Source organism: Marinobacter pelagius (assembly GCF_900114925.1).
In the GTDB taxonomy this organism is placed as follows: Bacteria; Pseudomonadota; Gammaproteobacteria; order Pseudomonadales; family Oleiphilaceae; genus Marinobacter; species Marinobacter pelagius.
Genome location: NZ_FOUR01000007.1, coordinates 117,048 through 136,215 on the forward strand (window position 1 = coordinate 117,048; position 19,168 = coordinate 136,215).

The following is a 19,168-nucleotide window of genomic DNA, read 5'->3' on the forward strand; positions in this document are numbered from 1 at the left end:
TCTTAACTATAATCCAAACCTGCTACCCCGGCGAATATCCAAAGCAGTGATTTGGTTATAAACCGGGCCGTGATTACCCGTACAGGTCACCCCGGAACAACAGGAAATGCAATGACAGAACTGGTCTGGTTCAGAAACGATCTCCGCACGGCCGACAACCCGGCACTCACCGCCGCCTGCAAGGCAGACGACACCGTCCGTGCCTGCTACATCCTCACGCCGGATCAATGGCGTGAACACGACTGGTCTCCGGCCCGGGTCCGATTCGTGATCGAGCACGCCAACGATCTGGCCGAAACCCTGGCACGCCTTGGCATCCCCATGACCTTCCTTTACGGAAACCGGTTCGACGACAGCCTCGACCTCCTGCTCGAGCACTGCCGTGAACACAACGTCACACGAATCCACATTAACGAGGAATACGGCATCAACGAGCGCCGCCGGGACAAATCCCTGAAACAACGCCTCGCCGACCTGCCGGTTGAACTGTGCAAATACCGCGACCAGACCGTCGCCCCGGTGGGCGACATCCGCACCGGACAGGGTGACCCCTACTCGGTTTTCACCCCCTTCGCCCGCCGCTGGCGCAGCTGGATCGAGGAAAACTCGCCACAACTGTTCCCGATTCCCGCCGCCCGGGGCGATGCGATCAAACCAGATCAGATTGGAGGCATACCGGAAGGATTCCGCGACGCACCGCCCGCTTTGGTGAAAACCGGCGAAGACGCCGCCCACGACCAGCTGGAAAATTTCCTGCAGGAACAGGCCGGCGCCTACAAGGACCAGCGCGACTTTCCCGCCATCGACGGCACCAGCCAGCTGTCACCCTACCTGGCCAACGGCGTCCTCTCCGGCCGCCAGTGCCTGCTGGCCGCTAGACAGGCCCAGGGCAAGGGCGGCAACCAGGAAGGACTGGCTACCTGGACCAACGAAATCGCCTGGCGGGACTTCTACATCCACATCCTCTACCACTACCCTCGGGTCAGCATGCACCGGGCGTTCAAGCCGGAAACCGAAGCTCTGGAATGGAACACACCCGGGGACAAGTTCGAGGCCTGGAAGGAAGGGCGTACCGGCATCCCCATCGTCGACGCCGCCATGCGACAACTCAACGACACCGGCTGGATGCACAACCGACTGCGCATGATCACCGCCATGTTCCTCACCAAGAACCTGTTCATCGACTGGCGCCTGGGCGAGGCTTACTTCATGTCAAAACTGGTGGACGGCTTCCTGGCCTCCAATAACGGTGGCTGGCAATGGAGTGCCTCCACCGGCACCGACGCCGCACCCTATTTCCGGGTCTTCAACCCGGTGACCCAGAGCGAACGCTTCGACCCGAAGGGCGAGTTTATCCGGCACTGGGTGCCGGAACTGGCAAAACTGGACAGCAAACGGATCCATGATCCGGGTGCAAAAGGGGGCGTTATTCCGAAAGGATATCCGAGACCGATTGTCGATCTGAAGGAAAGCAGAAAAGAAGCAATTGCGAAGTTTCAGGCACTGAAGGACTGACTCAAAAGTGCGGGCAGTGTTGGCCGGGGCCTGCCCAAAACCCTGCGGAGCCATGGATGGCGGAGCGGAGCCTACAGGGACGTATTCACGGCGTGTTTTGGGCAGGCCCCGGCCAACACTGCCTCCCCCGTCAGCCTGAACAGACCGGACAATGGGGATCCCGAGCCAGCTTCATCTCGCGCCACTGCATCTCCCAGGCATCCAGCAACAGCAACCGGCCAACCAATGGCCTGCCCACGCCCGTGATCACCTTGATCGCCTCCATGGCCTGGGCCGAACCGATCATCCCCACCAGCGGCGCAATCACACCAGCCTGGGAACAGGTCAGATCCTCATTACCCTGCTCCGGATAGAGACAGTGATAACAGGGACTATCCTCAACCCTGCTGTCGTAGACCGACAACTGCCCCTCGCCCCGAATCGCCGCACCGGACACCAGCGGCACTTTCGCCGCAACGCAGGCCCGGTTCAGGGAAAAGCGGGTATGGAAATTGTCACTGCAATCCACCACCAGGCTCGCTTCCTCCACCCACCGGGCCAGCTCCTCGCCATCTAGCCGGGCCTTCAGGGCGGTCACCGACACCAGCGGATTGATCCTCCGAACCCGATCCGCCAGGCTCTCCGCCTTGGAATCCCCCAGCTGACTCTGGTCAAAGCCGATCTGGCGCTGGAGATTGGCCAGCTCGATATCATCATCATCCACCAGCGTCAGGTGACCAACCCCCGCAGCCCCGAGGTAAAGGGCTACCGGGCAGCCAAGACCACCGGCACCAATCACCAGCACCCGCGCCGATTTGAGCTTCTCCTGCCCGGCAATATCAAACCGGGGCATCAGAATCTGTCGACTGTAGCGCAGCAGCTCCTCGTCACTGAGCATACCCGCCTCCCCTTTTTGTCATGACTTGTTATCCGGATTGCCCGGCCACTGGCCGAGCGTCATACGGTCACGCTGGCCGTAATCCTGCCGGCTTTTCACTGACCCGAAGCCCCGGGCCCGGAATAACGCCTGCACGGCCTCGGCCTGATCGTAGCCATGCTCCACCAGCAGCCAGCCATTGCCAGCGAGCCAGTCCGGCGCCCGGGTCACAATTTCGCGAATATCGTCCAGACCATCAACACCCGATACCAGGGCCGAGCCCGGCTCGAAACGCACGTCCCCCTCGGCCAGGTGGTGATCACCTTCCTTTATATAGGGAGGATTGGACACAATCAGATCAAAGCTGCCCGGAGGCAGATCGTCAAACCAGTGGCTTCGCACCACCGAAACGCAAAGCCCGAGCGCCTGGGCATTTTCGCGTGCCAGTGCGACGGCTTCGTCCACGGTGTCACAGGCGCTGACCTGCCAGTCCGGGTGCTCCGAGGCCAGTGCCAGGGCAATGGCACCGGTCCCGGTGCCCAGATCGAGCACCCGTGCCTTGGCGGGCAATGGCAATGAAAGCGCAACCTCCACCAGGCACTCGGTATCCGGGCGGGGGATCAGCGTGGAAGGACTGACTTTCAGCGGCAGGGACCAGAACTCCTGGTGCCCCAGCAGGTAGGCGATCGGCTTGCCGGCAACCCGCTCGGTCACCAGGGCCTCGAATGCCTCCACCTGTGCCGGCTCGACTATCCGCTCCGGCCAGGCCCGGAAGCTGGTCCGGCCAAGACCGGTGACATGGCTGAGCAAAAGTTCCGCATCGAGACGCGGAGTATCACTGACGATCCGGCTTGAGGCCTCACGAATCAGGCTTTCGCAGGTCAGTGAGGAATTACTGGTCATCGGCAAGTGCGGCCAGCAATTCGGCCTGGTGTTCCTGCTGGAGGGGAACGATGACTGCATCAAGGTCACCGGCAATCACCTCGTCCAGCTTATAGAGGGTGAGGTTGATGCGGTGATCGGTCACCCGCCCCTGGGGGAAGTTATAGGTGCGGATACGCTCGGAACGGTCGCCGCTGCCCACCAGGCTTTTCCGGGTCTCTGCCCTGGCTTTCTGCTGGCGCTCGGTTTCCGCATTCTGCAAGCGGGACGCGAGCAGGCTCATGGCCTTGGCCCGGTTCTTGTGCTGGGAGCGCTCTTCCTGGCACTCCACCACAATCCCCGTAGGCAGGTGGGTAATCCGGATCGCCGAATCCGTCTTGTTGACGTGCTGCCCCCCGGCGCCGGAGGCACGGAAGGTATCCACCCGCAGGTCACCCTTGTTGATCTCGATGGCCTCGGCCTCATCGGCCTCCGGCATCACCGCCACGGTACAGGCGGAGGTGTGGATGCGGCCCTGGGATTCCGTTTCCGGCACCCGCTGCACGCGATGGGCCCCGGATTCGAACTTCAGCGCACCGTAGACACCATCGCCGCTGACCCGGGCAATCACTTCCTTGAATCCGCCATGCTCCCCTTCACTCTCGCTCAGCATCTCCACCTGCCAGCGGCGGCGCTCGGCGTAGCGGGAATACATGCGGAACAGGTCCCCGGCAAAGATCGCCGCTTCGTCGCCCCCGGTACCGGCACGGATCTCGAGGAAGGCGTTCTTACGGTCGTTCGGATCTTTTGGCAGCATCAGTCGCTGGAGCTCCTCGTCCAGTTCCTCGCTTTTCTGCTGGGCGCTCATCAGTTCCTCTTCCGCCATTTCACGCATGTCGGCATCGCCATCATTGGCCAGCTCCTCGGCGGCTTCGATGTCTTCCAGGGACTGCTGCCAGGCCTGGAAGCAATGAACCACCGGTTCGATCTCGGCAAATTCCCGGGACAGGTCCCGGAACTTGTCCTGATTGCCAATGACGGAAGAATCGCTCAACAACGCGCTGACCTCCTCGAAGCGGTCAACCAGCTGTTCGAGGCGGGACTGAATGGATGGCTTCATAGTTTTTCCGGTGTGGTGGCGGCGTCCGCTTCCAGAGCATCGAGCTGGTGCAGCTCTCGCAGCCACTCGGTAACCTCCGTACGACCCTCGGTGGTGGCCTTGCGAACCTGTACGGACGGTTCATGCAATAGTTTGTTGGTGAGGCCCCGGGCCAGGCTGCGAAGCACTGTTTCCGGATCGCTGCCGTTGCGCAGGGCGCGCAGGGCTTTTTCTGTTTCCACATCCCGCAGGGTCTCGGCGCGCTGACGGAATTGTTTGAGGGTGGAGACCGCGTCCAGCGCCCTGAGCTGGTTCAGGAATGCCTGAACCCCGTCGGTGACCAGGTTCTCGGCCTCCCGGGCGGCGCCCTCCCGGGAACGGATATTTTCTTCAATAACCTGACGCAGGTCGTCTACCGTGTACAGGTAGACATCCGCCAGGGAGGCCACTTCCGGTTCGATATCCCGGGGTACCGCGATATCCACCATGAAATACGGGCGGTGCTTGCGCTTCTTCAGCGCCCGCTCCACGGCACCTTTTCCCAGGATGGGCAACGGACTGGCCGTGGAGGAAATGATGATATCCACATCTGCCAGATAATCGGGAATCTCTGACAGAACGATCCCCTTGCCACCACGGGCTTCCGCCAGTGATTGGGCGCGTTCCAGGGTACGATTGGCAACCACGAAGTCCTTCACGCCCGCCTCCGAGAGGTGCTGGGCCACCAGCTCGATGGTCTTGCCGGCACCGATCAGCAACGCACGATTGCGGGACAGGTCGGAGAAGATGTGGTGAGCCATGCTCACCGCGGCATAGGCCACAGAAACCGGGTTTTCACCAATCGCAGTCTGGGTGCGCACACGCTTGGCCACCGAGAAGGTCTGCTCGAACATACGCGAGAGAAACGAGCCGCTGGCACCGTGCTTGCGGGCCAGGGCGTAGGCATCTTTCAGCTGGCCGAAGATCTGGGGTTCGCCCAGCACCATGGAGTCGAGGCCTGCAGCAACGCGCATGACATGGCGAACCGCATCTGCATCGCGATGGACATAGACGGCCTCCTCCAGCTCACCCGCTTCCAGGTTGTGAAACCCGGCCAGCCAGCGCAGCACCAGAGGCGCGCAGTCATCATCCCCGGCAAGGTACAGTTCCGTCCGGTTACAGGTGGAGAGGATCGCCGCCTCGCTGGCCCCGGAGGCAACACGGAGTTCGGCAAACGCCTCTTCCATGCGCTCAGGGGTGAACGCTATCCGCTCCCGGAGCTCCACGGGCGCAGTGCGATGATTGATTCCCAGCGTTACCAGTGCCATTTCGAGCGAAAAAACCCCATGCCTAAAAAGGATATATTGCCGACATTTTAACTGTCAGCGCCCTTACCTGCCACCCGAAAGCCGCCGATCTTCGGCAAGTGCGGACAGGTTGGGCAAGATCAGATGCTTATGCCATTATAGGGGCTCGTTAAAGGCCGGGACCCGATCTGCCTCAAGTTCAGGTCATTCTGATGTGTCGTTGACAAGTAACGGGAAGTTGCATGCACAAATCCGCACCGTTTTTGGCCACCTGTCTGATGGGCGCCACCCTCACTGCTCTTTCTGGCTGCGCCAGCCTGTCCGGATCAGAGGAGGAGGCCGCCACACAGCAGCCCGAAACGCCCCGAGCCGAGCCGGCAGAACAGCAGATCGGGTACTCGGATTTCGAACCCGAGGTGCTTTACCTCCTGCTGAGCGGCGAAATTGCCGCCCAACGTGGCCGTTACGACGTCACCCTGGTTCATTATCTCAAGGCCGCACAGCAATCCCGGGATGAAGGCGTCATCGAGCGGGCCATGCGCATAGCCCAGTCCCTGAACGGTGACAACGCACAGGCCCAACTGGCCGAACTCTGGCTCGAAGTAAATCCGGACAGCACACAGGCGCACCGGGTTTCCGCCATTCAGGCGGTAAAACGCAATGATCTGAAAACCGCCCTTGGCCACATGGAGACCATCATGGACCAGGGCGGTGACGCAGACTTCGACAGCCTGGCGGTCATTGCCGGCAACATGCCGCCGGAGCAGCAACAGGAATTACTGACCCTGTACCGGCAACTGGCCGAACGCCATCCGGACACACCCGAACTGGAATACAGCATCGCCCTGCTAATGAAAGTGTCGGGGCAGCCCCGTGATGCCCTTGCCCGCCTGGAGCCCTTGCTGGAGAAACACGAGAACTTCCAGCCGGCAATCGTGCTCAAGGGCGACCTGCTGTATGAGACCGGAGAGAAACGTCAGGCCCTGGATTACATGATGGTGAATACCCGTCGTTTTCCGGCCAACCGGCAGATGGGCACGCTGTACGGGCGAATGCTCATCAACGAAGGCGAACTGCAAGCGGCGCAGGATGAATTCAACCGGCTGGTCAAGCGCTACCCCGAGGTTCCCGGTCTGCGGCTGTCCCACGCCCTGGTCGCCCTGGAAAACGAACAGTTTGAACTGGCGCGCAGGGAACTGACCCGCCTGGTCGAACAGGGCCATCACACCAACGAAGCTAACTACTACCTGGGCCGCATCGAGGACCAGGAGGGCAATACCGAACAGGCGATCGGTTACTACCAGAGTGTGGAACAGGGCAATTACTACTTCCCGGCCCTGGCGCGCTCGAGCGCGCTTCTGGCGCAGGAAGGACGTTTAACGGAAGCCCTCGAGCATATCCGTACCATGCGGGAGGCGCACCCCAAGCAAGCGGAGAACTTCTGGCTGCTGGAGGTGAACCTGTTGCTGGACGAGAACCGGCAACAGCGGGCACTCGAAACCGCCACCGAGGCTTTGGATCAGTTCCCCGAGAATGTCCAGGTGCGGTACGCCCGGGCCATGCTCTACGACACCCTGGACCAGCCGGACAACGCCGAGACCGATCTGCGCCGGATCATCGACGCCGAGCCGGACAACGCGGTTGCGCTGAATGCACTGGGTTACATCCTCACCACCCGCACGGATCGCCTGGAGGAGGCCCGCACCTACATTGAGCGGGCCCTGCGCCTGGACCCGGAAAATCCTGCCATCCTCGACAGCATGGGCTGGGTCCTGTTCCAGGAGGGACAGCTCCAACCCGCCCTGGAATACCTGAAAAAGGCATGGCAGGCCTATCCGGATCCGGAAGTGGCCGCCCACTATGGTGAGGCCCTGTGGATGGCTGGTGAAGAAGAGCAGGCCCGGATCGTCTGGCAGGAAGGCCTGGACCAGGACCCGGACCACGAGATCCTGCGCGAAACCATACAGCGACTGACCGGTAACGGAGACCAGTAATGGCCACCGGCGCCAGACTTGTCACGGCCCTGATCCTGCTCGCCCTGCTGCAAGCCTGTACCACCATTCAACTGGAACCCTTACCGGAGGGCATGACCGACCAGCCACCCCCCGGCTGGGCCGACAGAACCCGCCAGCTGAGCCGGTTCGACCAATGGGAGCTCTCCGGCAAACTGGCCGTTCGCCAACCCACGGACAGCGGCACGGCTCTGATCAACCACTGGATCCAGGATGGCGAAGCCTACGACCTGGCTCTCTCATCTTCCTTCCTGGGCATGGGCAGCACCTCGCTGAAGGGGGTTCCCGGATTTATCGAGCTCACCCTGCCCAACGGCGACAGTTACCGCTCCAGTGAACCGGAGGAACTGGTCGAGGCCGCCACCGGCTGGCAGCTCCCCATCGACAACCTGGTGTGGTGGATCCGTGGTCTGCCTGCACCGGGCGGAGATTTCCGACTGCTGTTTGACGAACAGAACCAGTTAGCCATCATCCGCCAGGCCGGCTGGGAAATCCGCTACGACCGCTGGCAGGACTTCCTGGCAGACTATCCCGAGCTGCCCGCCCGGATTACCGCCCTCAAAGGCGAGAAGCGGGTCCGCATGGTGATCGGCCAATGGCACGATCTCGAGAAAGATCAATGAGCACCTCGATCACCCTGCCCTCGCCGGCCAAGCTCAACCTGTTCCTGCATATAGTCGGTCGCCGGCCTGACGGCTATCACGAGCTCCAGACCCTGTTCCAGTTCCTGGACTATGGTGATGACATCACCTTCACTCTGACGCCCGACCAGCCCGGCGTTCGCCTGGCAGAACCGGTGCCGGGGGTCGCGGATGAGGACAACCTCATTATCCGGGCCGCCCGCGCCCTGGAGGCCCGGGCCACAACCACTCTGCCCGGAGTCACCATCAGCCTGGTCAAGCGCCTGCCCATGGGTGGTGGCCTCGGCGGCGGCAGCTCGAACGCCGCCACTACCCTGCTGGGGCTCAACTATCTTTGGCAGATGGATCTCGGCCTCGATGAACTGGCAGAGATCGGCCTGGACCTGGGGGCAGATGTACCGGTGTTCGTCCGGGGTCATGCCGCCTTTGGCGAAGGCGTGGGCGAAAAACTCACGCCGGTGAACCCACCGGAGGACTGGTTCGTGGTGCTCAAGCCGTCCTGCGACATCAACACCGGAAAGATTTTTTCCGAAGAAGGGTTGACAAGGGACACCCCAAAAATCAAAATAGCGCCCGCTTTTGAGGGAGACGCCTCGAGGTACCGAAACGACTGTGAGGATGTAGTTCGTAAACTGTATCCTGAGGTTAACCAGAGCCTGGAATGGCTTTCACAATTCGGACCTGCAAGATTAACCGGAACCGGGGCTTGCATTTTTGGACGTTTCCCGACAGAATCCGCAGCCCGGATTATCTGGGAAAGCAAACCCTCCGGCATCACGGGGTTCGTAGCTAAAGGGGTGAACGTATCGCCTCTTCACCAAAAGCTGACAGAGCTGAAATGATGCCAAAAAAGCACGATACTGGGGTGTCGCCAAGTGGTAAGGCAACGGGTTTTGATCCCGTCATGCGCAGGTTCGAATCCTGCCACCCCAGCCACCTTTCTCCCGCTTCTTCTGAATCAAACGCCGATACTGAGAAGGATGCTGTCGTGTCCAAACTGATGATTTTCGCTGGCAATGCCAACCCGGCCCTTGCCCAGGATATTGCCAAGAAACTTCACATTCCCATGGGTCAGGCCACTGTAGGCCGTTTCAGCGACGGGGAAACCACCGTCGAGATCAATGAGAATGTCCGGGGCCATGATGTGTTCATCATCCAGCCCACCTGCTACCCCACCAACGATAACCTGATGGAACTGATCGTGATGGCTGACGCCCTGCGTCGCGCCTCCGCCACGCGTATCACCGCGGTTATCCCGTATTACGGCTACGCCCGCCAGGATCGCCGTGTCCGCTCCAGCCGGGTAGCCATCAGCGCCAAGGTCGTTGCCGACATGATCTCCAGCATCGGCGTGGATCGTGTTCTGACCGTGGACCTGCACGCAGACCAGATTCAGGGGTTCTTCGACATCCCGGTGGATAACATCTACGCCACCCCCGTGATGCTCGAGGACATCGAGAAGCAACGTTTCGAGAATTTTGTCGTGGTGTCCCCGGACGTGGGCGGCGTGGTTCGCGCCCGTGCAGTGGCCAAGCGCCTCGACGACGCCGATCTGGCGATCATCGACAAGCGTCGCCCGAAAGCGAACGTCTCCCAGGTCATGCACATCATCGGTGATGTGAAGGATAAGACCTGCATCCTCGTTGACGACATCATCGACACCGCAGGCACCCTGTGTAAGGCAGCCAACGCCCTGAAAGAACACGGTGCCGCAAAAGTTATCGCCTATATCACCCACCCCGTCCTGTCCGGACCGGCCATTGATAACATCAATGCCTCACAGCTGGACGAACTGGTGGTATGCGACACCATTCCGGTGGATGACAAAGTCCGCAATTGTGATAGAATCCGCGTCCTCCCCATGGCTGGGCTGCTCGCCGAATCCATTCGTCGCGTGAGCAACGAAGAGTCCATCAGCGCCATGTTCGAGAACGTCTGAGCCGGCCAGACGCCGTAAGCTCAGGCCAACAAGGCAGTTTTCGGGTCGGGAGCCTCAACGGGCTCCCGACTCTTTTCGTCAGTCGGGGAAAACCCCGGCTTCATCAGAAACATCATCTGTTCCGAGCCTGGTCGCGGGCCGCTCAGATGACGAGTGAGGTAAAAACCATGTCTCAGGAATTCGTAATTGAAGCATTTCCTCGTGACGACCAGGGGAAAGGTGCGAGCCGCCGCCTGCGTCGCGAGGAGCGTAAGATCCCGGCCATCATCTACGGTGGCGGGAAAGACGCTACTCCCGTTGCCATCTGGCACAACGAGCTGAAGAAGGCCCTGGAAAACGAAGCGTTCTTCTCCCACGTTCTGACCGTTGAACTGAACGGCAAGAAAGAGAGCGTGATCCTGAAGGACCTGCAGCGTCATCCGTACAAGCCGATCCTGACCCACGCCGACTTCCTGCGCGTCGACAAGGACCACGAGATCCACGTCAACGTACCGCTGCACTTCGTTAACGAAGAGAGTGCTCCGGCTATCAAGCTGCAGGGCGGCGTTGCCAACCACCAGATCAACGAAGTGGAAGTGATCTGTCTGCCGCAGAACCTGCCCGAGTTCATCGAAGTCGACATGGCTACTGTCGAGATGGACCAGGTAATTCACCTGAGCGACCTGAGACTGCCGGAAGGTGTCAAGATCGCCGCTCTGCTGCAGGGCGAAGATCACGACCTGCCGGTTGTGGCTATCCACAAGCCGCGCGGCGCCAAGGTTGACGAAGCCGAGGAAGGTGAAGAAGGCGAAGAAGGCGGCGAGGAGTAATCACTCCGGGGGCAACGGCGAATGGCACAGGATATTGTCATGGTGGTCGGACTGGGTAATCCCGGCCCAGACTACGAGAATACCCGCCACAACGCCGGCGCCCTGTTCGTCGAAGCGCTGGCCCGCGATGCGGGCCAGACGCTCCGCCCCGAAAGGAAATACCACGGGCTCTACGCCCGCATTCAGTGGCAGGGACTCGACCTGCATCTGCTGAACCCCTCCACGTTCATGAACCGCAGCGGCCTTGCGATCAAGGCATTAGCGGACTTTTTCAAGATTCCCCCCGAGAGAATCCTGGTCGCCCACGACGAGCTCGACCTGCCTCCGGGTACCGCCAAACTCAAGAAAGGCGGCGGCCACGGTGGTCACAACGGCCTGCGGGACACCATTGCCCACCTGGGCACCAACAGCTTTCAGCGCCTTCGTCTCGGCATCGGCCATCCCGGCGACAGCCGCAAGGTGACCGGTTATGTGCTCGGCCGGCTGGGCAAGCAGGAAACCGAACAGCTCAACGCCGTCTTTGACGAAATCATGCGCGTACTCCCGGATGCCGCCAACGGCAAACTGGCAGCGGCCATGAACCGGCTGCACAGCTTCAAACCCGGGCCCTGATCAAGGCACAACCCCTTACTCGCACCCATACCGATACACCGGTATAATCCGCCACAAATTTTTCAGTACCAGCAGAGGCATTCCATGGGATTTAACTGCGGCATCGTCGGCCTGCCCAACGTCGGCAAATCCACCCTGTTCAACGCGTTGACCAAATCCGGTATCGGCGCCGAAAACTTCCCGTTCTGCACCATTGAGCCGAATGCCGGCGTGGTCCCCATGCCGGACCCGCGCCTGAACAAGCTGGCAGAGATTGTGAAGCCCGAGCGGGTTGTGCCCACGGCCATGGAGTTCGTGGACATCGCCGGCCTGGTCGAAGGCGCCTCCAAGGGTGAGGGCCTGGGCAACCAGTTCCTGGCTAACATCCGCCAGACCGATGCCATCGCCCACGTGGTCCGCTGCTTCGAGGACGGCAACGTCATCCACGTGGCCAACAAGGTTGATCCCGCGTCCGACATCGAGGTCATCAACACCGAACTGGCCCTGGCCGACCTGGACACCGTTGAGAAAGCCATCAAACGCGTTCAGCGCGTAGCCAAGAGTGGCGACAAGGAAGCCAAGGCCCAGCTCGAGATGTTCGAGAAACTCCTGCCGGTGCTGAACGAGGGCAAACCGGTGCGCAGCATGAACCTGGACAAGGATCAGATGGCCCTGATCCGCGAACTGTGCCTGCTCACCGTCAAGCCCACCATGTACATTGCCAACGTCAACGAGGACGGCTTCGAGAACAATCCGCATCTGGACACCGTGAGGGAAATCGCGGCCGCCGAGAACGCCGTCGTGGTACCCATCTGCAACAAGCTGGAAGCGGAAATCTCCGAGCTGGAGGATGACGAGAAAGCGATGTTTCTGGAGGAGATGGGGATGGAAGAGCCCGGCCTCGATCGGGTGATCCGAGCCGGCTATAGCCTCCTGGGACTGCAGACCTACTTCACCGCCGGCGTGAAGGAAGTGCGCGCCTGGACCGTCAAGATCGGCGCCACCGCCCCCCAGGCCGCTGCCGTCATCCACACCGACTTCGAGCGCGGTTTTATCCGTGCCGAGGTGGTGAGCTACGACGACTTCGTCCAGTACAACGGCGAACAGGGCGCAAAGGATGCCGGCAAATGGCGTCTGGAAGGCAAGGACTACATCGTTCAGGACGGTGACGTAATCCACTTCCGTTTCAACGTGTAATTTTTCGGGAAAATTCCGGCTCAGGGCCTTGACAGGACACGCCGGAATACTGAAAATACGCGCCTCGTTTGGGGCGTATCCCGAAGCGAAATGGCAAGGTAGCTCAGTTGGTTAGAGCACAGCACTCATAATGCTGGGGTCGGCGGTTCGACTCCGCCCCTTGCTACCAGTATTCCAAAAAGGGTTGCGATTTCGATCGCAACCCTTTTTTTATGTGCCCTCCACCGTGGCAACACTCCCAAAATTATTCCCCCCAGGGAAAGCCCAGCCGACAAAGCAGTTAGACAATAAGCACATAGTAATGTAAAACTTTCTGGAATTAGCCCTGCCGCTCAATTGCCCCCACAGGAATCCAAAGTGTCTGTCGCAGAGATCGAAAAACAGTTAACAAACCTGTGCGAAGCCTCGAAAGAGATCAAATCCAGCATGGTGGTGTCTTCTGACGGATTGGTTATCGCCCATTATGGCGACGCCGAGGACCCCAACCTGTTTGGAGCACTTTTCCTCGAACTGAAAGTTGTATGCGAAAAAATTATTACCCAGCTCGATTACGAGGATGTCGAAGAAGTTTATATTCGCTCAAAGTCCGGCGGAGTTACGGTTTTCCCAATTTTTGACAAAGGTTATCTTGCCTGCCTGTCGTCAGTTAACCTGAACGCGGGAACCGTACAGATTCTGGCTTGGAAATACGTCAGAAAAATCTATGAACTTCTATGACAGGATCGCAACCAGGTCTCATCGCCAGGCCAGTTTTTGCATAATTGCACATCCCTTAAACAACCTTTGACAATCTCCTGCGCCCAATTGCCCTATCATCGGCGGAGCACTACCAACATGCCGATGGGAGCACCTGGCCCGCATGAAGACATCTCCTGCAGAGGTGGCCTTTCTCACAATTCTGATCCTTGTCTCCGCCCTGGTGTTTTCCGGCTTTGACCTGAAGATGCTGGTGATCTCCGTCGGACTCTTCCTGGTGTATGTGGCCATTTTCTTCTCCGGGTCCATCCAGGATTACTTTCGGGACCAGAACAGACAAGGTAACGAGGAAGAGGACTGACTCCGTCTCATTCCAAAGTCTCAATGGTCTGCGGCGGCCCTCAGGGTACAATCGCCTGCCTTTTCACCAGTGTATCCCTGTAGCGACATGAAAAAGATCTTCCTGGAACTTGCTGTGGTTCTGGCCATTACCTTCCCGGCTGTGATGATCATTGCCGAAAGGCCGGCTCAGGCGCTGTTTATCTGCGCCTCGATCCTCGTGGCCTACATAATCATCTTCCTGTCCATGAACCTGGGTAGCCGCCGCCAGGATCGCCGCTGGCGTGTCTGACCCTATTACCCTGCACTTCTCCCGTCTCCGGGAATAAATTAAGCTTTCCCTTTTAACCACAGGATCTGTCCATGCGGGAATCCGATGTCGTCGCCGGGCTGTCGCTCGAACGCCTGGAGCGAATCAGCCGTCACCTTGAGGACCAATACATTCGTCCGGGCAAGCTGCCATGTGCTGTAACCCTGGTGGCCCGCCATGGCCAGATTGTCTGGGTGAACGCCCAGGGCCTGATGGATGTGGAGCGCAACAGGCCGGCCCGGCGGGATACCCTGTTCCGGATCTATTCCATGACCAAGCCGGTCACGTCCATTGCGATGATGCAGCTGTACGAACAGGGCCGGTTCCTGCTGGATGACCCGGTCCACAAGTACATCCCCTCCTGGCGCAATCTGCGCGTCTATAAAGGTGGAACCTATCCGGAGTTCGAAACCGAGCCTGCGGCCACCACCATGACCATCCGGGATCTGCTGACGCACATGTCCGGTCTGACCTATGGCTTCCTGGAACGGACGAATGTCGATGCCGCCTACCGTCAGCTCAAGCTCGACGGAAGCTCGATTCTGACCCTGGACAAACTGGTGGACCGGCTGGCCGAGCTGCCGCTGGAGTTTTCGCCCGGCACCGCATGGAATTACTCGGTGTCAACCGATGTGGTGGGCTACCTGGTCCAGCTGCTGGCCGATAAACCCCTGGACGACTACTTCCGCGAACATATTTTCGCGCCACTGGGCATGATGGACACCGGCTTCCAGGTCCGGCCGGATCAGCTTGATCGCTTTGCCGCCTGCTACCTGCACCAGCCCGGGGACACCATGAAACTCCAGGACGACCCGGATCGCTCCAGGTTCAGTAAACCGCCCAGGTTCCTCTCCGGCGGTGGGGGGCTGGTCTCCACCATCGATGACTATCACAGTTTTGCCCAGGCGCTGTGTCAGGGCGGCGAGTACCGTGGCCAGCGGATCATTGGCCGCAAGACCCTGGAGTTTATGCGCCGGAACCACCTGCCCGGCAACCGGGATCTGCCGGCACTGTCCATTGGTGCGTTCAGCGAAACACCCTATGAGGGCAGCGGGTTCGGGCTCGGATTCTCGGTGAAAACAGATGTGGCGAAGTCCCTGACCAACGGCTCGGAGGGCGAATTCGGCTGGGGCGGCCTGGCCAGCACCAACTTCTTCGTGGACCCGAAGGAGGATATGGTCATGATCTTCATGACCCAGCTGATGCCGTCCTCATCCTATCCGGTCCGCCAGGAACTCCGGGCCATGGTGCACGGGGCACTGGTATAAAAAAGCCCGCGGATGCGCGGGCTTCGTTCATACGGTAACCGGTCACTCAGTCACTCCAGAAGTTCCACCAGGCCTTGGACTTCTCCTGTTTCTTGGCCTGGCCCTGCTCGCTGCCCTTGGAGGCGGGATCTGCCTGGCGGTTTTCGTTGTCACGGTTACCGCCTTCGCCCTTGCCCTGCGCTTTCTCTTCGCTGCGCTCCCGTGAACGTTCTTCCTCCTCCAGGCGTTCGCGTTCACGCTCCGCGTCGCCCTTGGCCCGGTCAGCGCTCTCCTCAGCGCGCTCACGTTTTTCCATCTCCTCCTCGGAGCGCTCGCGCATCTCGCCGGCTTTTTCCCGACCCTTGCCCTTGGCCTCGTCCGATTTACCCTTGCCCTTCTTGAGCATCTCTTCCGCCTGCTGGCCATTATCAGCCGCTTCGGATTGCGCCAGAACCGGTGCCGAAACCAGGCTGCCGCCCAGCAGGAGACCGGACGCCACAACGGTGGAGCGAATCAGTGTCAGTTTCATTGAATCTTCCTTATTCAGGTAGGTGAGTTTTGCATCAAAACACATACGTCTTATAACAATATGACGTTTGGGACTGTGCTCCGGTTCCATTCCCTGTGGCATACTCGGTGTCCTGATCCGATCAACAAAAACTCACCAGCAAGGAATGTTGCGATGAAACCGGAAACTCTCGCCCTTCACGCAGGCTTCAAGAGCGACCCGACCACCAAGGCGGCCACCACGCCGATCTACCAGACCACCTCCTACACCTTCGATGATACCCAGCACGGTGCCGACCTGTTTGACCTGAAGGTTCAGGGCAACATCTATACCCGCATCATGAACCCCACCAATGCGGTGCTCGAAGAGCGGATGGCAGCCCTGGAAGGCGGTATTGGCGCCCTCGCCGTGGCATCCGGCATGGCGGCAATCACCTACGCCCTGCAAACTATCTGCAAGGTAGGCAACAACATCGTCAGCACCAGCCAGCTCTATGGCGGCACCTACAACCTGTTCGCCCACTCCCTGCCCAACCAGGGCATCGAGTGCAAGATGGTGCCCCACGACGATTTCGAGGCCGTCGAGAATGCCATCGACGACCAGACCCGAGCCCTGTTCTGCGAATCCATCGGCAACCCCGCGGGCAACGTGGTGGACATACAGAAGTGGGCCGAGATTGCCCACAAGCATGGTATTCCGCTGATCGTCGACAACACCGTGGCGACCCCGTTCCTGTGCCGTCCGTTCGAGCACGGCGCAGACATCGTGATCCACTCCCTGACCAAGTACATCGGCGGCCACGGCACCACGGTTGCCGGTGTGGTGGTGGATTCCGGCAAGTTTGACTGGAAAGCCAGTGCCGACAAGTTCCCCATGATGAACGAACCGGATCCGTCCTATCACGGTGTGGTCTACACCGAAGCACTCGGCGAAGCCGCCTTTATCGGTCGCTGCCGGGTGGTGCCGCTGCGCAACACCGGATCGGCGCTGTCACCCTTCAACGCTTTCCTGATCATGCAGGGCCTGGAAACACTGGCGCTGCGCATGGAACGCCACTGCGAGAATGCCGAGAAGGTTGCACAGTTCCTCCAGGACCATCCCGCGGTGGAATGGGTGAACTATGCCGGGCTGGCCAACAGCCCCTACAAGGCCACCTGTGACAAGATCTGCGGGGGTAAGGCTTCCGGCATCCTTAGCTTCGGCATCAAGGGTGGCCGTGATGCCGGCGCCAAATTCATCGACGCCCTGGACATGATCCTGCGCCTGGTGAACATCGGCGATGCCAAGTCCCTGGCCTGTCACCCGGCCACCACCACGCACCGCCAGCTGAACCCCGAGGAACTGAAGAGCGCGGGTGTCAGCGAGGACCTGGTACGCCTGTCCATTGGCATTGAACACGCCGATGACATCATTGCCGACATCACGCAGGCCCTGGAAAAATCCCAGGCTTGATTTATCTCATCCGGGTACGACCAATGTCGTGCCCGGACACCCCGTGATTGCCCGTACCCGCCTTGTAACTACGCCCTCCTCGCTTTAACCTTTAGAGTTCTCCATACCTTTCATATGAGAGTCTCCGGTCAATGAGCGAAAGCGCAAAGCCCCGCGTCACCAGTGGTACCAAATTCCGCAGCGAGCATGGATTCTCCGCCATCAAGGACGGCGTCAAACGCACCGCCTCCGCAAGCACGGAAGAAAAGCCGGTGGAGCGCAAGCCCAAGTGGTTGCGGGCACGCATGCCCGGCGGCGAGCGTTATGATGCGGTGCGCCGCAATGTCAGTGAACACCGCCTGAGTACCGTGTGCCAGGAGTCCCATTGCCCGAACATCGGCGAGTGCTGGACCAATGGCACCGCCACCATCATGGTGATGGGCTCTGTGTGCACCCGTGCCTGCAAGTTCTGCGCGGTGGATACCGGCAATCCCAAAGGCTGGCTGGACCGGGACGAACCCGAGAACACCGCCAAGTCGGTGGAACTGATGGGGCTGCGTTATATCGTGCTGACCTCCGTCGACCGGGATGACCTGGACGATGGCGGTGCCGCCCACTACGCCGCTTGCGTGGCCGCCATCAAGCAGCGCACTCCGGAAGTGGCCGTGGAAGCCCTGACCCCGGATTTCGATGCGGTGATGAGCGACGTGGAAAAGGTCGTGGATTCCGGGCTGGACGTCTTCGCCCAGAATGTGGAAACCGTCAAGCGCCTGACCAGCCGCGTGCGCGATCCGCGGGCCGGCTATGAGAAAACCCTGAGCGTGCTGGCCCATGCCAAGAAGCACCGGCCGGATGTACTCACCAAGACCAGCCTGATGCTGGGCCTGGGCGAGACCGAAGAGGAAATCCTCGAGACCATGGACGACCTGCGTGCAATCGGGGTCGACATCCTCACCCTGGGCCAGTACCTGCGCCCGACCCCGAACCATCTGCCGGTGGAGCGTTACGTCACCCCCGAGGAGTTCAACCGCTACCGTGAAATCGGCCTGGAGAAAGGCTTCATGGAAGTGCCTTCCGGCCCGATGGTGCGCTCCAGCTACCGCGCCGACAAGGTGTTCGACAAGAACAACCTGGGCCTGGCCGTGCCGGACGTCCCCAAGCCGGACAATGCCATGCAGATCCCGGTGAAGGCCGTCGACTGACAGACGACCTTCCATAAAAAATCCCCCGTACGGACAGCTCCGGCGGGGGATTTTTTTTATGCCAACTCCGGCCAGGGTGCTCCGTGGCCGGGGTTGTGGGCCCGGATTACTGGCCCTGCTGCTGTTGCTGCTGCATCATCTGACGCTGCTGTTGCATCTGCTGCTGCATCTGCTGCATGCGCTTGTCCAGCTCGTCACGCTGTTCCTGGGTAAACACGCTGTCCACCTTGGCCTGCATGAGCGTGGAAAGCGCGGCGATTTCGCCGGTCAGGTCACCCAGCTCCTCGGCATTTTCACGGATCGCTGCTTCGTCATAGTCCGCCTTGATCTCTGCCTGCATCTGCTGCTGGATCTGCTGAGCTTCCTGGCGCAACTGGCCGATCTTGCCCTGCATCTCGTCCAGAATGCCACGGATCTCTGTCTGCTGGTCATCGGACAGGCCTACCATCTGCGCCAGCTGATCCACCTGGTCCGGCTGGCCGCCAGCTGCCTGCTGTGCGAAGGACGGGGCGGAAAAGCTCAGTGCCACAAGGGCGGTTCCCAGGAATTTTACAAGCTTCATAAACATCTCCGTTTTGGGGTGGCCACTACCAAAAAAACCACCAACATTCGTTAATTTCACGGTTCAG

General features: G+C 60.1%; 20 protein-coding genes and 2 tRNA genes. 16 read left to right on the top strand and 6 right to left on the bottom strand.

The features are described 5' to 3' along the window. Positions 1-111 precede the first annotated feature (111 nt). Entirely contained in the window at positions 112-1,515 is a 1,404-nt protein-coding gene (phrB, locus tag BM254_RS14110; RefSeq protein ID WP_092005005.1) for a deoxyribodipyrimidine photo-lyase, read from the top strand. Positions 1,516-1,645: 130 nt separating this feature from the next. Here the strand turns inward: phrB and BM254_RS14115 are convergent, their stop codons facing one another. From BM254_RS14115 to hemA, 4 genes are read right to left on the bottom strand one after another with little or no spacing between them, the layout of a single operon-like run. After that, complete coding sequence (locus tag BM254_RS14115) at positions 1,646-2,392, bottom strand: molybdopterin-synthase adenylyltransferase MoeB (protein ID WP_092005008.1); 747 nt, start codon at positions 2,390-2,392, stop codon at positions 1,646-1,648. Between the two features lie 18 nt (positions 2,393-2,410). Next, positions 2,411-3,274: a peptide chain release factor N(5)-glutamine methyltransferase gene (gene prmC, locus BM254_RS14120; RefSeq protein ID WP_092005011.1), complete on the bottom strand. Its 864-nt coding sequence runs from the start codon at positions 3,272-3,274 to the stop codon at positions 2,411-2,413. Next, the gene (prfA, locus tag BM254_RS14125; protein WP_092005013.1) at positions 3,264-4,352 is read right to left on the bottom strand and encodes a peptide chain release factor 1; all 1,089 of its coding nucleotides are present in this window, start codon (positions 4,350-4,352) and stop codon (positions 3,264-3,266) included. Before prfA ends, prmC begins: the two co-directional genes overlap by 11 nt. Next, on the bottom strand, positions 4,349-5,638 hold the full coding sequence (hemA, locus tag BM254_RS14130) for a glutamyl-tRNA reductase (protein ID WP_092005016.1): 1,290 nt from the start codon (positions 5,636-5,638) through the stop codon (positions 4,349-4,351). The genes prfA and hemA overlap by 4 nt, the downstream gene beginning before the upstream one ends. Before the next feature lie 221 nt (positions 5,639-5,859). Between hemA and BM254_RS14135 the strand changes: the two genes are divergently transcribed. From BM254_RS14135 to BM254_RS14195, 13 genes are all read left to right on the top strand, one after another. Further along, on the top strand, positions 5,860-7,611 hold the full coding sequence (locus tag BM254_RS14135) for a tetratricopeptide repeat protein (RefSeq protein ID WP_092005018.1): 1,752 nt from the start codon (positions 5,860-5,862) through the stop codon (positions 7,609-7,611). Continuing rightward, positions 7,611-8,252 carry a lipoprotein insertase outer membrane protein LolB gene (gene lolB / locus BM254_RS14140; RefSeq protein ID WP_092005021.1) on the top strand — a complete coding sequence of 214 codons (642 nt, stop codon included), beginning with the start codon at positions 7,611-7,613 and terminating at the stop codon, positions 8,250-8,252. The genes BM254_RS14135 and lolB overlap by 1 nt, the downstream gene beginning before the upstream one ends. Next, the gene (gene ispE / locus BM254_RS14145; RefSeq protein WP_092005024.1) at positions 8,249-9,112 is read left to right on the top strand and encodes a 4-(cytidine 5'-diphospho)-2-C-methyl-D-erythritol kinase; all 864 of its coding nucleotides are present in this window, start codon (positions 8,249-8,251) and stop codon (positions 9,110-9,112) included. The genes lolB and ispE overlap by 4 nt, the downstream gene beginning before the upstream one ends. A 19-nt stretch (positions 9,113-9,131) precedes the next feature. Then, a tRNA-Gln gene (locus BM254_RS14150) sits at positions 9,132-9,206 on the top strand. 52 nt (positions 9,207-9,258) lie between these two features. Next, complete coding sequence (locus BM254_RS14155) at positions 9,259-10,209, top strand: ribose-phosphate diphosphokinase (protein WP_092005027.1); 951 nt, start codon at positions 9,259-9,261, stop codon at positions 10,207-10,209. 167 nt (positions 10,210-10,376) lie between these two features. Further along, a complete protein-coding gene (locus BM254_RS14160; protein ID WP_092005030.1) occupies positions 10,377-11,018 on the top strand; it encodes a 50S ribosomal protein L25/general stress protein Ctc in 642 nt (213 codons plus the stop codon). Between the two features lie 21 nt (positions 11,019-11,039). Continuing rightward, a complete protein-coding gene (gene pth / locus BM254_RS14165) occupies positions 11,040-11,630 on the top strand; it encodes an aminoacyl-tRNA hydrolase (protein WP_092005033.1) in 591 nt (196 codons plus the stop codon). A gap of 84 nt (positions 11,631-11,714) precedes the next feature. Continuing rightward, positions 11,715-12,806: a redox-regulated ATPase YchF gene (gene ychF / locus BM254_RS14170; RefSeq protein WP_092005036.1), complete on the top strand. Its 1,092-nt coding sequence runs from the start codon at positions 11,715-11,717 to the stop codon at positions 12,804-12,806. Positions 12,807-12,898: 92 nt separating this feature from the next. Further along, positions 12,899-12,975, top strand: a tRNA-Met gene (locus BM254_RS14175). Between the two features lie 188 nt (positions 12,976-13,163). Continuing rightward, on the top strand, positions 13,164-13,523 hold the full coding sequence (locus BM254_RS14180) for a roadblock/LC7 domain-containing protein (RefSeq protein WP_092005039.1): 360 nt from the start codon (positions 13,164-13,166) through the stop codon (positions 13,521-13,523). 142 nt (positions 13,524-13,665) lie between these two features. Then, complete coding sequence (locus tag BM254_RS14185) at positions 13,666-13,863, top strand: hypothetical protein (RefSeq protein ID WP_092005042.1); 198 nt, start codon at positions 13,666-13,668, stop codon at positions 13,861-13,863. Positions 13,864-13,950: 87 nt separating this feature from the next. Beyond that, on the top strand, positions 13,951-14,133 hold the full coding sequence (locus BM254_RS14190; RefSeq protein WP_092005045.1) for a hypothetical protein: 183 nt from the start codon (positions 13,951-13,953) through the stop codon (positions 14,131-14,133). Between the two features lie 71 nt (positions 14,134-14,204). Beyond that, on the top strand, positions 14,205-15,419 hold the full coding sequence (locus BM254_RS14195) for a serine hydrolase domain-containing protein (RefSeq protein WP_092005048.1): 1,215 nt from the start codon (positions 14,205-14,207) through the stop codon (positions 15,417-15,419). Between the two features lie 46 nt (positions 15,420-15,465). On the opposite strand, the gene BM254_RS14200 is transcribed toward BM254_RS14195, so the two are convergent. Then, positions 15,466-15,927: a hypothetical protein gene (locus BM254_RS14200; protein ID WP_139227085.1), complete on the bottom strand. Its 462-nt coding sequence runs from the start codon at positions 15,925-15,927 to the stop codon at positions 15,466-15,468. A 153-nt stretch (positions 15,928-16,080) separates the two neighbouring features. On the opposite strand from BM254_RS14200, the gene BM254_RS14205 reads away from it, so the two are divergent. Further along, positions 16,081-17,358, top strand: coding sequence for an O-acetylhomoserine aminocarboxypropyltransferase/cysteine synthase family protein (locus BM254_RS14205; protein ID WP_092005054.1), 1,278 nt, complete (start codon positions 16,081-16,083; stop codon positions 17,356-17,358). 131 nt (positions 17,359-17,489) lie between these two features. Beyond that, positions 17,490-18,539 carry a lipoyl synthase gene (gene lipA / locus BM254_RS14210; RefSeq protein WP_092005057.1) on the top strand — a complete coding sequence of 350 codons (1,050 nt, stop codon included), beginning with the start codon at positions 17,490-17,492 and terminating at the stop codon, positions 18,537-18,539. A 106-nt stretch (positions 18,540-18,645) separates the two neighbouring features. Here the strand turns inward: lipA and BM254_RS14215 are convergent, their stop codons facing one another. Continuing rightward, the gene (locus BM254_RS14215; protein ID WP_092005060.1) at positions 18,646-19,101 is read right to left on the bottom strand and encodes a Spy/CpxP family protein refolding chaperone; all 456 of its coding nucleotides are present in this window, start codon (positions 19,099-19,101) and stop codon (positions 18,646-18,648) included. Between the last annotated feature and the right edge of the window lie 67 nt (positions 19,102-19,168).

Bases quoted from the DNA above. Each gene is read 5' to 3' on its own strand.
- ispE (WP_092005024.1), top strand. From the start codon at position 8,249: ATGAGCACCTCGATCACCCTGCCCTCGCCGGCCAAGCTCAACCTGTTC.
- BM254_RS14190 (WP_092005045.1), top strand. From the start codon at position 13,951: ATGAAAAAGATCTTCCTGGAACTTGCTGTGGTTCTGGCCATTACCTTC.
- lipA (WP_092005057.1), top strand. From the start codon at position 17,490: ATGAGCGAAAGCGCAAAGCCCCGCGTCACCAGTGGTACCAAATTCCGC.
- BM254_RS14205 (WP_092005054.1), top strand. From the start codon at position 16,081: ATGAAACCGGAAACTCTCGCCCTTCACGCAGGCTTCAAGAGCGACCCG.
- BM254_RS14135 (WP_092005018.1), top strand. From the start codon at position 5,860: ATGCACAAATCCGCACCGTTTTTGGCCACCTGTCTGATGGGCGCCACC.
- BM254_RS14160 (WP_092005030.1), top strand. From the start codon at position 10,377: ATGTCTCAGGAATTCGTAATTGAAGCATTTCCTCGTGACGACCAGGGG.
- prfA (WP_092005013.1), bottom strand. From the start codon at position 4,352: ATGAAGCCATCCATTCAGTCCCGCCTCGAACAGCTGGTTGACCGCTTC.
- BM254_RS14195 (WP_092005048.1), top strand. From the start codon at position 14,205: ATGCGGGAATCCGATGTCGTCGCCGGGCTGTCGCTCGAACGCCTGGAG.
- BM254_RS14115 (WP_092005008.1), bottom strand. From the start codon at position 2,392: ATGCTCAGTGACGAGGAGCTGCTGCGCTACAGTCGACAGATTCTGATG.
- BM254_RS14200 (WP_139227085.1), bottom strand. From the start codon at position 15,927: ATGAAACTGACACTGATTCGCTCCACCGTTGTGGCGTCCGGTCTCCTG.
- phrB (WP_092005005.1), top strand. From the start codon at position 112: ATGACAGAACTGGTCTGGTTCAGAAACGATCTCCGCACGGCCGACAAC.
- prmC (WP_092005011.1), bottom strand. From the start codon at position 3,274: ATGACCAGTAATTCCTCACTGACCTGCGAAAGCCTGATTCGTGAGGCC.
- BM254_RS14215 (WP_092005060.1), bottom strand. From the start codon at position 19,101: ATGAAGCTTGTAAAATTCCTGGGAACCGCCCTTGTGGCACTGAGCTTT.
- hemA (WP_092005016.1), bottom strand. From the start codon at position 5,638: ATGGCACTGGTAACGCTGGGAATCAATCATCGCACTGCGCCCGTGGAG.
- pth (WP_092005033.1), top strand. From the start codon at position 11,040: ATGGCACAGGATATTGTCATGGTGGTCGGACTGGGTAATCCCGGCCCA.
- ychF (WP_092005036.1), top strand. From the start codon at position 11,715: ATGGGATTTAACTGCGGCATCGTCGGCCTGCCCAACGTCGGCAAATCC.
- BM254_RS14185 (WP_092005042.1), top strand. From the start codon at position 13,666: ATGAAGACATCTCCTGCAGAGGTGGCCTTTCTCACAATTCTGATCCTT.
- lolB (WP_092005021.1), top strand. From the start codon at position 7,611: ATGGCCACCGGCGCCAGACTTGTCACGGCCCTGATCCTGCTCGCCCTG.